Source organism: Cellulomonas wangsupingiae, assembly GCF_024508275.1.
In the GTDB taxonomy this organism is placed as follows: domain Bacteria; phylum Actinomycetota; class Actinomycetes; order Actinomycetales; family Cellulomonadaceae; genus Cellulomonas; species Cellulomonas wangsupingiae.
This window is the reverse complement of sequence record NZ_CP101989.1, coordinates 874,866-886,979: the sequence shown is the minus strand read 5'-3', so window position 1 is coordinate 886,979 and position 12,114 is coordinate 874,866. Positions and strand designations below refer to the sequence as shown.

The window sequence follows — 12,114 nt, the reverse complement described above, 5'->3', positions numbered from 1 at the left end:
ACGGGCACGCCCCCGCTCCCTCAGCGCTGCGTGATCCCGACGACCGCCCACGGCGGCAGGTCGAGGTCGATCTCCAGCACGCCGTCGGCGGACGCCGTCAGGGTCCGCCGCAGCAGCCCGTCGGCCGTCTCGCGCAGGTCGGCCGTCTGGCGGGGCGTCAGGTTGAGCGGCTCGCCCATCGCGTGCCACGCCTCCGCGACGTTGCCGTGCTCCCAGTCGAGCTGCACGAGGTCGAACTCGGCACCGGGCGCCACACCCTCGACCGTGTGCCGCACGGTGCGGCGCGAGCCGACGTCGGCGAGGCCCCGCGCGGCGGCGTACGTGTTCTCGGCGCGCACGGAGCGCCCGCCCATCTCGTCGGGGTAGTGGTGGAGGACCGCCGCCACCTTCCCCGAGGCGCGGTGACGCGTGACGATGCCGTGCGGCAGGTCGGCGAGGACCTCGTCGCCGAGGCGTGACAGCATCTCGAACGCGTGGAACGTCGGCTTGTGCAGGCCCTGCTCGTTGACCAGGCCGAAGCCGCCGTGGAACGGGCCGAGACCCGCACCGCCCTCCTCGAAGACGTCGGTGAACGTCCAGTACGAGATCGAGTCGGCGAGCCCGGCGCAGCGCAGGTAGGCGCGCGTGATGTACGTCGCGGCGAACAGCGTGTCGTGCGACCGGTCGCGGCTCGACGGCGACGTCGACCACTCGGTGATGTGGACCTCGGCGTCCGGGTAGGGGCTGCTCGCCAGGATGCTGCGCAGCAGCGTGAGGTCGTCGTACGTCGCGTCGACGTAGCGGCTGATCTCCTTGGCGCCCCCGCTCGGCGTCGCGGCGTAGTCCGTCGGGTAGAGGTGCGCGGTGACGAAGTCGACGGGCAGGTCGCGCTCGGCGCACCACGCGAGGAACTCCTCGATCCACACCGGGCGCCAGTCGAGGGCGTCGGGGTCCTCGGCCTCGCCGGTGGCGATCGACGCCGTCCGGTCCTCGTACTCGCCGGCGTAGCGGGCGTCGGGGACGAAGACGCTGGTGGACGGGCCGCCGACGAGCAGCCGCTCGTCGATCGCCTTGATCGCGCGGACGCTCGCCTCGTACAGCTCGAAGTACTGCGTGCGGGTGCCGGTCCAGAACAGCGGGACGAGGTTGGGCTCGTTCCAGACCTCGAAGCGCCACTGGAGCACCTCGTCGATGCCGTACCGCTCGATCCAGTGGCGCACGGTGGCGGACACCAGGTCGGCCCAGCGGCCCATGTCGGTGGGCGGGCTGCAGTGCGCCTTCCACCAGAACAGCGTCTCGGTCTGCGTCGCCAGGTCGCGCGGCATGAAGCCGAGCTCGATGAACGGCCGTGCGCCGGTCGACAGGATGAAGTCGAAGACCTTGTCGACGTAGCTGAACGTGTGCAGGGGCTCGGCCAGCGGGGTCGGGGTGCCGAAGCCGCCACCGCCGCCGTCGTTGCCGCGGTACACGAACATGTCGTCGTGGAAGAGGCCGTGGAACCGGACGTGACGGGCGCCGAGCACGTCGACGGCCTCGCGGAAGTGCGCCTGCCAGTCCGCGCGCAGCGCCTCGTTGGCGCGGCCCGCGCCGACGCACTCGTTCCACACGTGGTGGAGCGGGCGGCCGACGGGCGCCGACCCGTCGACCGTCAGCGGGCGGGTGCTGTCGTGGCGCGCGGCGTCCATGACGTCTCCTCGTCGAGCGTCGAAACTGTTTCGCAACGATCGTGTTGCGGGCGCGACTGTACGGGTGCTGATCGGAGAGGGTCAAGACGGCGTGCGACGCCTTGCCAGGACCTTCTCCGGCACCCTAGGCTCGAAACAGTTTCGAGCAGGAGGTGCCACCGGTGGCCGGTCGTCCGTCGTCCCGACGCGTCACGCTGGAGGACGTCGCGCGCCGCGCCGGGGTGTCCCGCGCAGCCGTCTCCAAGACGCTCAACGAACGGGACGACGTCGCTGCGGACACGCGCGCCCGGATCCTGGCCGCGGTGCACGAGCTGGGTTACCGCCCCACCACCGAGCGCCGCGACACCCGCCGCGGTCCGACGCTCGTCGCGGTCCTCGACGTGCTCGAGTCGCCCTACATGACGCACGTGCTCGGCGGCATCCTCACCGCCGCCACCGCCGCGGGCGCCGACCTCGTCGTCCGGCTCGCGCCCGACCGTGACGCGCGCGTCACCCGCGCCGCCGCCCGCGACTGGGTCGACGAGCAGCGCGCGGCCGGCGCGGTCGGCGTCGTCGGCCTCACGCTCGCGCGGCCCGACGCCCTGCTGCTCGCCGCGCAGGAGGCGGGCCTGCCGTTCGTCATGGTCGACCCCGTCGACACCCAGGAGGCCCGGGTCGTGAGCATCGGCGCGACCAACTGGGCGGGCGGCCGCACCGCCACCGAGCACCTGCTGGACCTGGGGCACCGCCGCATCGCCTGGATCGGCGGGCCCGACGGCTCGGCGGCCGCGCGCGAGCGCCTGCACGGCTACCGGGCCGCGCTCGACTCCGCCGGGGTGGAGCCCGACCCCGCGCTCGTGCGCAGCGACGAGTTCACCGTCGAGAGCGGCATCCGGCACGCCCGCGACGTGCTGCGGCTGCCCGACCCCCCGACGGCGGTCGTCGCCGGTGACGACGAGATCGCCGTCGGGGTGCTGGCCGCCGCCCAGGAGCTGGGCGTGGCCGTCCCCGGCCGGCTCAGCGTCGTGGGCTTCGACGACACCCCGCAGGCGAGCTGGACCAGCCCGCGCCTGACGTCGGTGCACCAGCCGCTGGACGGCATGGGCCGCATGGCCGTGGAGACCGTGCTGGGCATGGCGGCGGGTCACGAGCCCGCGTCCTGGTACGTCCAGCTCGCCACGACCCTCGTGGTCCGGGAGTCCACCGCGCCCGCCCCCTGAACGCCGTGCGAGCGCGCGCCCGGGCAGGCATTCTCCTGACGTGCCCACCTCGACCCCGCCACCCGGCGACCGGCGGTTCCTGGCCCGCACGGCCGACGCGCTGGCGGCGTTGCCCGGCGTGCAGGCCGTGCTGCTGGGCGGGTCGCGCGCGCAGGGCACCGCGGGTCCCGACAGCGACTGGGACCTCGCGGTCCACTACCGCGGCCCCTTCGACCCGCAGGACCTGCGCGACCTGGGCTGGGAGGGCGAGGTCTCGCCCGTCGGCGGCTGGGGCGGCGGCGTGTTCAACGGCGGCGCGTGGCTGCGCGTCGACGGCCGCGCGGTCGACGTGCACTACCGCGACCTCGACGTGGTCGAGCGGGAGGTGGTGCGCGCGGGGCGCGGCGAGTTCGACGTCGAGCCGCTGATGTTCCACGTCGCGGGGATCCCCACGTACCTCGTCGTCGCGGAGCTGGCCCTCGGCCGGGTGCTGCGCGGCGAGGCGCCGCGGGTCGAGGGCTACCCCGACGCGCTGCGGCGCGCGGCGCCGGGCGTGTGGGCCGACCGCGCGGACGCGACGCTGGCCTACGCGCGGCGCGCGCACGCCGAGCGGGGGGCGGCGACCGCGTGCCTCGGGCTCGTCGCGGTCGCCGCGCACGCGTACGCGCACGCCGTGCTCGCCCGGCGCGCCACGTGGGCCACCAACGACAAGCGGCTGCTGGCCGCGGCCGGCCTCGACGGGCTCGACGGCGTCGTCGCCGCCGCCGGGCGGGACGCGGCGTCGCTGGTGGCGACCGTCGACGAGGTGCGCCGCCACGCCCGGGCGGTGCTCGACGCCTGACCCCCGGGCGGCACGCCCCGCGACCCGCGCCGGCGTCCGCTTGCGCGTCGCGGACCGCGACGTAGCGTGAGCGTCAGGTCAGGGAACGGCCGCTCAGCCCGCCGGACGTCACCGGCGAGGCAGCCAGGGACGTGACGGCCGCGACGCGGCCGGACCGCCCACGAACGACTGCGCTCAGGGGGCGACATGGACGACACCCGCACCACGGCGGCAGGCGACGGCACGGCGCCCGTCGGCCCCGGCGGCGGCGACGAGGCGGGCGCCGCCGCACGCAAGGCGGACGCGCCCGCACCCGACGACCCGCGCAAGCCGGACTCCCCCGCCCAGCTGCGCAAGCCCTCGTGGGGGTACGTGCTGCGCACCACCGTCCGGGAGTTCATGGACGACCAGTGCACCGACCTCGCGGCCGCCCTGACGTACTACGCGGTCCTCGCGCTCGCCCCCGCCCTGCTGGCCGTGGTCTCGCTGCTGGGACTCGTGTCCGACCCGGACGAGGCCGTCACCCGGATCACCGACGTCGCACGCGACGCCGGGGCCGGCTCCGCGGTCGAGACGCTCGAGCCGATCCTGCAGAACCTCGCCGACGCGCCGTCCGCCGGGATCGCGCTCGTCGTGGGCCTCGTGGTCGCGCTGTGGTCCGCGTCCGGGTACGTGACCGCCTTCGGGCGAGGCATGAACCGCATCTACGAGGTCGACGAGGGCCGGCCGATCTGGAAGCTGCGGCCCGTGCTGTTCGTCCTCACCACGGTGCTCGTGCTCATCGCGGTGCTGGTCGTCGCGTTCCTCGCGCTGTCGGGTCCCGTCGCCGCGAGCGTCGGCAGCGCCGTCGGGCTCAGCGACACCGTCGTCAGCGTGTGGCAGGTCGCGAAGTGGCCGCTCGTGCTCGTGCTCGTCGTGACGGCCGTGGCGCTGCTCTACCACGGCACGCCGAACGTGCGGCAGCCGCGGTTCCGGTGGGTGAGCGTCGGCGCGCTGATCGCGATCGTCGTGTGGCTGCTCGCCTCGGCCGGCCTCGGGCTGTACGTGTCGCAGTTCGCGGACTACGGCGCGACGTACGGGTCGCTCGCCGGGGTGATCGTGCTGCTGCTGTGGCTGTGGGTCTCGAACCTCGCGCTGCTGTTCGGCGCCGAGCTCGACGCCGAGCTCGAGCGGGGCCGCGAGCTGCAGGCCGGCATGGCGGCCGAGCGCACCCTCCAGCTGCCGCCGCGCGACACCCGCGCGAGCGACAAGCGCCGGGCCCGGCTCGAGAAGGACGTCGAGCGCGGCCGGGAGCTGCGGGAGCGGGCAGCGGCGCGCGGCGAGTGAGCGGCGGCCCGGTCAGGTCAGGCGCGGCAGCACCTGGTCGCCCTCCAGCACGCCCCGGAACAGGTCGCCGTGCTCGGCCACCCGGTCCAGCACGGTGCGGACCGTGAACGCGTCGGGCCGCAGCCAGTCCGCGTCGAGCTCGTCCCACGAGAGGGGCGCCGAGACCGGCGCCCCGGCCGACGCGCGCGGGCTGTACGGGGCGACCAAGGTCTTGTTGACCGCGTTCTGCGTGTAGTCCAGGCGCGCCTGGCCGCCGCGCTCGCTGACCTCCCAGCGCCAGCTCACGAGGTCGGGCACGACCTTGCCGACGGTCCGTGACAGCCGCTCGACCCACGCCCGCGTCTCGTCGAAGGTCGGTCCGACAGCGACCGGTACCCAGATCTGGATGCCGCGACGGCCCGTGAGCTTGGGGAACGCGCGGACGCCCAGGTGCTCGAAGGCGTCGCGGTGGAGGCGTGCCAGCAGCACGACGTCCTCCCAGGCCGTCGCCGGGCCCGGGTCGAGGTCGACCAGTGCGTACGTCGGCAGGTCGGGCGCGGCGGTGCGCGACGTCCACGCGTGCCACTCGAGTGCACCGAAGTTCGCGGCCCACACCAGCGCGGCGGGCTCGTCGACGACGAGGTACGTGCTCGTCTCCCCCGGGTCCGCGGCGGGGTTGTCCCAGCGCGGCACCCAGTCGGGCGCGTGGTCCGGCAGCTGCTTGTGCCAGAAGCCGCGCGTGCCGGCGCCCTGCGGGAAGCGGTGCATGTTCAGCGCGCGCCCCGCCAGGTACGGCAGCGCGACGGGCGCGACGCACGCGGTGTAGCGCAGCAGGTCACGCTTGGTGACCGGCGCCTCGCCGTCGCGCGCGGGGAACAGCACCTTGTCGAGGTTGGTGACCCGCAGGCGCCGCCCGTGCACGTCCCACGTGCCGCTCGCGCCCAGGTCGTCGAGCGCCGCGAGCTCGTCGTCCGTGGGCGGGGGCACGTCGGGCACCGGTGGGTGCAGGTCCACGTCCGCCTGCGCCGCGGGGACGCCCGAGCGCCAGATGTGGTCCGGGTGGGCCGCGACCTCGTCGTTCGTCCGCCCGGACACCACGGACGTGGGGTGGTCCTCGGCGTCCCAGCCCACGACCGCGTGCTCGTCGCGCTTGTGGAACATCAGCCACTGGTCCTTGCCGTCGCCGCTGTCGCGGCGCACCAGCAGGAACTTGCCGCGCAGCCGCTCGCCGTGCAGCTCGGCGTGCAGCTGCCCCCCGGCGACCTCGGCCGCCGGGTCGTCGGACTTGTACGGGTGCCACGTGCCGCGGTCCCACACGATGACGTCGCCGCCGCCGTACTGCCCGTGCGGGATCACGCCCTCGAACGCCTCGTACTCCAGCGGGTGGTCCTCGACGTGCACGGCCATGCGCCGCGCCGTCGGGTCCAGCGTCGGGCCCTTCGGCACCGCCCAGCTCACCAGGACGCCGTCGATCTCGAAGCGCACGTCGTAGTGCAGGCGGCGCGCACGGTGGCGCTGCACGACGAACCGGCGCTCCCCGTCCGCCGCGGGGGCGGGCGCCCCGGCCGGCTCCGGGGTGTGCGCGAAGTCGCGCATCGAGCGGTACGTGCCCAGCGCGGCCGGCGCGCCGTCGTCCGCCGGGGTGGTGCCCCGGTCGTCAGTCGTCCTGCGCGGCGTCGGGGTCCTCCTCCGGCTCGAAGGTGCTGGGCTCGTCGGTCGCGGTCCCGCCGACGCCCTCGTCGGACAGGTCCTCGGCGTGCGTGCCGCCGGAGCGGCCCTCGTCGGTCTCGCTCATCGCAGCCTCCTGTGGGTCGTGCCGTGCCCCCAGCCTGCGACGATGCGCGACGCGCTGCAACCGGCGAAGGCCGGGTCCGCGCTACAGGGAGACGCTGGTGACGCCAGGCAGCGCACCGAACCGCGCCTGCGCGTCACGCGAGGCGACGATCCGGCCGTGCTCGGCGGCGTGCGCGGCGATGATCAGGTCGTGCGCGCCACGCGGGGTGCCCGTGCGTCGGACGTGCGCGATCAGGCGCGCGTGCTCGGCCGCGGTGCGCTCGCCGTAGTCGAGCACGGTGACCGCCGCGGTGATCGCCGCGAGCACACGGGACCGGTCGGCGGCGCGCTGCGCGGTGTCTGCCAGCTCGATCCCGGTGCGGAACTCGGCCACGGTGATCGCGGCGATCGCGAGATCGTCCGCGTCGAGCAGCGTCCGGTCGACCGTGCCGCGCTCGTACGCGATGAGGGCGGTGGTGTCGAGGATCAGTCGTCGCGCCACGGGTCGCCCTGCTCGGGGACGAGCAGGGCGATCGCGCCGGCGATGTCGTCACCGAACGTGTCGTCGAGCGGTGGGACCGCCGCAAGCGCCTCACGCAGCGAGCGCCCGGTGGCCGGCACCGCCGGACGGATCTCCGCGACGACGTGGCCCCCGCGGGTGATCGCGACGGTCTCGCCGTGCTCCACCGCGTCGAGGAGGTCGGAGAACCCCCGCGAGGCGTGGGTCGCGGTGACGGTGCGCACGCCACCAGCCTACGGCAGGATCAGATTATCTGACACCTCGGAACCGGCAGCCGCGCCGACGTGCGCGACCCCGCCCGGGTGGCGATGCTCGGGGGACGGGCCGACGCGCCGTCGGCCGCGACGACACGGACGAGGAGCAGAGATGAGCGAGAACCCCGGACCCGCGAGCCCTGACACGCACGGCGACGAGCAGCAGACCTCACCCGTCGAGACCGGACCCGGCCCCGACGCGGGCGACGTCAACCAGGGCGGGACGACGCCCGACGACGACGACCTCGACGAGGGCTGACCCCTCAGTCGTCGACGGCCTCGACGCCCTGCCGCGCGAGCTCGGCGAGGTGGTCGCGCATGGCCTGCAGCACCTCCGGTGCGTGGCCCTGCCAGTCCAGGACCTCACCGACGACCCGGACCGGGTGCCGCGTGCGGTAGGACCGCGTCGGGTTGCCGGGGAACCGCTGGTCCGTGAGGTTCGGGTCGTTCTCGATGGGCCCGGTCGGCTCGACCCGGTAGATCCGGCCCGGCCCGGACCCGGCGGCGAGCTCGGCGCCCCACGTCGCGGCGTCGAGCGTCGCCGTCAGGTAGACGTGGTTGGCGGCGCGCCGCGACCCGTAGTTCGAGCTGCGGCCCGGCACCAGCTCGTCCCCGACGGCGAGGTCCGCGCGGGTGCCGTGGAAGAACGGTCCGGCGTCGTCGACGCCGGTCGGTGACTGGTCGGACATGACGACTCCCGGGGTGCGACAAAGGCAGCACGGTACCGCTGCACGGTCCGTCGTGGCGTCACCTTTCCCCCCGGGACCCGCAGTCGCCGCCGCGGGCCCTTGCCGCACCCGGTGTCTGCCGGGCGCCCGCGAGATCGTCATCAAGGTGTGCGGCCCCACGGCCGACCGCCGGCCGGGCGACACGCCCGGTCGGCGCCCTGAGGTGACGACGAACCGTCCGAGGAGGACGCCATGCGGTACTCGATCCTGCTGCACTACCCGCAGACCACTCCGGAGCAGCTCGGCGAGGAGGCGTGGGCCGCCGGCGAGCGCGAGTTCACCGCCTACGCCGCGACGCTGCAGGCCGCCGGGGTCCTCGTCGGCGCCGAGGTGCTCCAGCCGTCGACGAGCACCACGACGCTGCGGACCGTCGACGGCGTCCTGCAGGTGCAGGACGGGCCGTTCGCGGACACCAAGGAGCAGCTCGGCGGCACGTTCGTCGTCGACGTCCCGGACCTCGACGCGGCCATCGACCTCGCGCGTCGCGCACCGTCCATCGGCTGGGGCCCGGTCGAGGTGCGGCCCGGCGCGACGTACACCGTCGACGGTGTGTGGACGCCCAACGCGTGAGCGCCGCACGGGCGCGGGCGGCCGCCGAGCGCGCCGCCCGCGACTCGTACGGGCGGCTCCTGGCGCTGCTCGCGGCGCACGCGGGCGACGTCGCACTGGCGGAGGACGCACTGGCGGACGCGTTCGAGCAGGCGCTGACGCGCTGGCCGGTCGACGGCGTGCCGCGCAGCCCCGACGCGTGGCTGCTCACCGTGGCCCGCAACCGGGTGCGTGACGTGTGGCGGTCGGCGGCGCACCGGCGGGCCGCGGCGCTGCCCGTCGACGCGCTCACCGAGCACCTTCCCGCCGACGACCCGCTCGCCGACGTCGACCCGTTCGCGATCCCCGACCGGCGCCTGGCGCTGCTGTTCGTCTGCGCGCACCCCGCCATCGCGGCCGACGCCCGCACGCCGCTGATGCTGCAGACCGTCCTCGGGCTCGACTCGGCACGGGTCGCCACCGCGTTCGCCGTCTCCCCCGCCGCGATGCAGCAGCGCCTCGTGCGGGCCAAGCGGCGCATCGCGCGGGCGCGCATCCCGTTCGTCGTGCCGGACCGTACGGCGATGGCCGAGCGGCTGCCGCCCGTCCTGGAGGCCGTGTACGGCTGCGCGGCGCTCACGTGGCGGCAGGGGGACGACCTCGCGGCCGAGGCGCAGCACCTCGCGGTGACGCTCGCGTCGGCGCTGCCCGACGAGCCGGAGGCGTGGGCGCTCGCCGCGCTGGTCACGCTGTCGCTCGCGCGCCGGCAGGCGCCCGGCGCCTTCGTCCCGCTCGACGAGCAGGACCCCGCCGGGTGGGACGCCGACCTGGTCGCGGAGGGCGAGACGTACCTGCGCCGGGCGCAGCGCCCGGGCGTGCCGGGGCGCTTCCGGCTGGAGGCCGCGATCCAGGCGGTGCACGTGGACCGGCGCCGCACGGGACGTACCGACTGGGCGGCCCTGCGGACCCTGTACGTCGCGCTCGACGCGGTCGCCCCCAGCCTGGGCGGGCGGGTGGCGCTCGCGTCGGTGGTCGGGCGGCTCGACGGTGCCGCGGCCGGACTGGCGGCGCTGCCACCGGAACCGTCGCCCGCGTTCCAGCCCTGGTGGGCGGCCCGGGCGGACCTCCTGGCGCGCGCGGGCAGCCGGGCACAGGCCGCCGTCGCGTTCCGCCGGGCGGCGGAGCTCTGCGACGACGCCGCGGTGCGCGCGTACCTCGCCGCGCGGGCACGAGCTGTGGACGACGAGGGCCCACCTTGACGACGTGCCGGTGGCCGTGTCGTCGGCGGACGCACGACACCACCACCGCGCCCGACGGCGGAACCCGCCGTCGGGCCGCCCGGCCTCAGCGCACCGAGATCGCCACCTCCGCCGCCTCGGCCACGGCGTCGATCGCGCGCCGCGGCTCGCGGGCGTCGCCGATGATGTGGAACGGGATGCTGCGTGCCAGGCAGTGGTCGGTGAGCTCGGTGGTGTCGAGGGACCGCGACCCGACGGCGACGACGACGCCCGTGGCCGGGATCGTCCACTCCTCGTCCCCGCGCCGGACCACGACGCCCGCGGCGGTGATCCGCAGGCACCGGGTGTCGACGAGCGTGCTGACGTGGTTGAGCGCGAGGTGCGTGACGACCTCCTGCTTGCGCAGCATGCCCAGGTCGCGGCCCACCTCCGAGCCCATCTCCACCACGGTGACGGACGTGACGCGCGGGTCGTTCTCCGCGAGGTACTCGGCGACCTCGAGCCCGACGAGCCCGCCACCGACGACGACGACGTCGCCCACGAGCCGCGAGTAGCCGGTCAGGACCGTCTCGGTGTCGATGACCGTGTTCTGCTCCGACCCCTCGAGGTCCAGGGTGACGGGCGTCGAGCCGATGGCGATGATCACCTCGTCCGGCGCGACCTCGTCGATGACGGCGGGCGTCACCGGGGTGTGGAGCCGCACGTCGACGCCGAAGTGCTCGAGCGTGCTGGCCCGGCTCATGGCCGCGTCGCTCATCTCGCCCTTCCGGGGTGCGAGGCCGGCCATGTAGAACTGGCCGCCGAGCCTGCCGGACGCCTCGCAGAGGATCGGCTTGTGGCCCAGGGCGTGCAGCCGCTCGGCCGCCTCCATGCCGCCGATGCCGCCGCCGGCGATGAGGATCGTGCGGGGGTTGTCGGTCTTGGGGACCCGGAACTCCGCCTCGCGGCCCACGGCGGGGTTCTGCAGGCAGGAGATGTGGGGGAAGGTGGCGGCGTTCGCCGACGCGATCCGGTCGAAGCAGCCCTGGTTGCAGCCGACGCAGCGGATGATCCGCCACTCCTCCCCGGCCATGGCCTTGGCGCAGAAGTCGGCGTCGGCGATCTGCGCGCGGCCCATGACGACCATGTCCGCCTGGCCCGAGGCGATGATGTCCTCGGCCTGCTGCGGGTCGTTGATCCGCCCGACGGCGACCGTGACCAGGCCGGTCCCGGCCTTGAACTTGGCGGCGTTGTGGACGTTGAAGCCCCGGTCGTGGTCCATCGTCGGGACCTGCAGGTTGACGCTCATCGGGGTGCCCCGCGACACGTTGACCATGTCGACGCCGTGCTCGCGCGCGACCTTCGTGAACGCGATGACGTCGTCGACGGTGTTGCCGCCGGGGACCCCGTCGTCGCCCGCGGAGACGCGCATCATCAGCGGGACGTCGTCCGGGACGGCCGCGCGGATCGCGTCGATGCACTCCAGCGGGTAGCGCATGCGGTTCTCGGCGCTGCCGCCGTACGCGTCGGTGCGCCGGTTGAACCCGGGCGACAGGAACATCTCCGGGGAGTAGTTGTGCCCGGCGTGGAACTCCAGGACGTCGAAGCCCGCCGCGACCGAGCGGGCCGCGGCCTCGCCCCACGCCTGGACGATCTCGGCGATCGTCTCGACGGAGGCCCCGGGCAGGACCACACCGGGGCCGAACGGCATGTCGCTGGGGATCACCGCGTAGGTGTCGGGGTCCTGACCCGGGGGGACGAAGCCGCCCTGCCACAGCTGGATGCAGGTCGTGCCCCCCGCGGCGTGGACGGCCTCGTTGAAGCGGATCCACCCCTCGAGGTAGGAGTCGTCGGCGATCGACATGAAGTTGCGTGGCGCCGTGGGCCCGTGGACGGACGTCGCCTCGACGGTGAGCAGGCCGCAGCCGCCGCGCGCGCGGGCGACGTGGTAGTCGATGAGCGCGTCGGTGACGTACCCGCCGTCGGCGCCCATCTTGGTGGCCATGGCCGGGAAGTCGACCCGGTTCCTGAGCGTCACGCCCCGGATCGTCAGCGGCGAGAACAGGTGGGGGTAGACCATGACGCACTCCTTCGTACGGGCCAAGCATTTCGGTACTGGCAACGTAC

Annotated in this window: 13 protein-coding genes; 6 read left to right on the top strand and 7 right to left on the bottom strand. The window is 74.8% G+C overall.

What is annotated here, in order from left to right; translation table 11 throughout:
• Positions 1-20 precede the first annotated feature (20 nt).
• A complete protein-coding gene (locus NP075_RS04255) occupies positions 21-1,664 on the bottom strand; it encodes a GH39 family glycosyl hydrolase (protein ID WP_227564055.1) in 1,644 nt (547 codons plus the stop codon).
• A 161-nt stretch (positions 1,665-1,825) separates the two neighbouring features.
• Between NP075_RS04255 and NP075_RS04250 the strand changes: the two genes are divergently transcribed.
• The 3 genes from NP075_RS04250 (at position 1,826) to NP075_RS04240 (ending at position 4,988) form a co-directional block, all read left to right on the top strand.
• Entirely contained in the window at positions 1,826-2,863 is a 1,038-nt protein-coding gene (locus NP075_RS04250; RefSeq protein ID WP_227564054.1) for a LacI family DNA-binding transcriptional regulator, read from the top strand.
• 40 nt (positions 2,864-2,903) lie between these two features.
• Positions 2,904-3,683 carry a nucleotidyltransferase domain-containing protein gene (locus NP075_RS04245; RefSeq protein ID WP_227564053.1) on the top strand — a complete coding sequence of 260 codons (780 nt, stop codon included), beginning with the start codon at positions 2,904-2,906 and terminating at the stop codon, positions 3,681-3,683.
• Between the two features lie 186 nt (positions 3,684-3,869).
• Entirely contained in the window at positions 3,870-4,988 is a 1,119-nt protein-coding gene (locus tag NP075_RS04240; RefSeq protein WP_227564052.1) for a YihY/virulence factor BrkB family protein, read from the top strand.
• Positions 4,989-5,000: 12 nt separating this feature from the next.
• On the opposite strand, the gene NP075_RS04235 is transcribed toward NP075_RS04240, so the two are convergent.
• From NP075_RS04235 to NP075_RS04220, 4 genes are all read right to left on the bottom strand, one after another.
• Positions 5,001-6,581: a non-homologous end-joining DNA ligase LigD gene (locus NP075_RS04235; RefSeq protein ID WP_255629313.1), complete on the bottom strand. Its 1,581-nt coding sequence runs from the start codon at positions 6,579-6,581 to the stop codon at positions 5,001-5,003.
• Between the two features lie 43 nt (positions 6,582-6,624).
• Complete coding sequence (locus tag NP075_RS04230) at positions 6,625-6,762, bottom strand: hypothetical protein (protein ID WP_227564050.1); 138 nt, start codon at positions 6,760-6,762, stop codon at positions 6,625-6,627.
• 81 nt (positions 6,763-6,843) lie between these two features.
• Positions 6,844-7,242, bottom strand: coding sequence for a PIN domain-containing protein (locus NP075_RS04225; protein ID WP_227564049.1), 399 nt, complete (start codon positions 7,240-7,242; stop codon positions 6,844-6,846).
• Positions 7,227-7,484, bottom strand: coding sequence for a type II toxin-antitoxin system Phd/YefM family antitoxin (locus NP075_RS04220; RefSeq protein WP_227564047.1), 258 nt, complete (start codon positions 7,482-7,484; stop codon positions 7,227-7,229). Before NP075_RS04220 ends, NP075_RS04225 begins: the two co-directional genes overlap by 16 nt.
• Before the next feature lie 142 nt (positions 7,485-7,626).
• Here NP075_RS04220 and NP075_RS04215 point away from each other — a divergent pair, with 142 nt between their 5' ends.
• Complete coding sequence (locus NP075_RS04215) at positions 7,627-7,773, top strand: hypothetical protein (protein ID WP_227564045.1); 147 nt, start codon at positions 7,627-7,629, stop codon at positions 7,771-7,773.
• 4 nt (positions 7,774-7,777) lie between these two features.
• Here the strand turns inward: NP075_RS04215 and arr are convergent, their stop codons facing one another.
• The gene (gene arr / locus NP075_RS04210; protein WP_227564044.1) at positions 7,778-8,203 is read right to left on the bottom strand and encodes an NAD(+)--rifampin ADP-ribosyltransferase; all 426 of its coding nucleotides are present in this window, start codon (positions 8,201-8,203) and stop codon (positions 7,778-7,780) included.
• A 231-nt stretch (positions 8,204-8,434) separates the two neighbouring features.
• Between arr and NP075_RS04205 the strand changes: the two genes are divergently transcribed.
• Together NP075_RS04205 and NP075_RS04200 are read left to right on the top strand one after the other, a co-directional pair.
• The gene (locus NP075_RS04205) at positions 8,435-8,812 is read left to right on the top strand and encodes a YciI family protein (RefSeq protein ID WP_227564043.1); all 378 of its coding nucleotides are present in this window, start codon (positions 8,435-8,437) and stop codon (positions 8,810-8,812) included.
• Positions 8,809-10,029 carry an RNA polymerase sigma factor gene (locus NP075_RS04200; RefSeq protein WP_227564041.1) on the top strand — a complete coding sequence of 407 codons (1,221 nt, stop codon included), beginning with the start codon at positions 8,809-8,811 and terminating at the stop codon, positions 10,027-10,029. The genes NP075_RS04205 and NP075_RS04200 overlap by 4 nt, the downstream gene beginning before the upstream one ends.
• 85 nt (positions 10,030-10,114) lie before the next feature.
• On the opposite strand, the gene baiCD is transcribed toward NP075_RS04200, so the two are convergent.
• On the bottom strand, positions 10,115-12,067 hold the full coding sequence (gene baiCD / locus NP075_RS04195; RefSeq protein WP_227564039.1) for a bile acid Fe-S flavoenzyme BaiCD: 1,953 nt from the start codon (positions 12,065-12,067) through the stop codon (positions 10,115-10,117).
• Positions 12,068-12,114 lie beyond the last annotated feature (47 nt).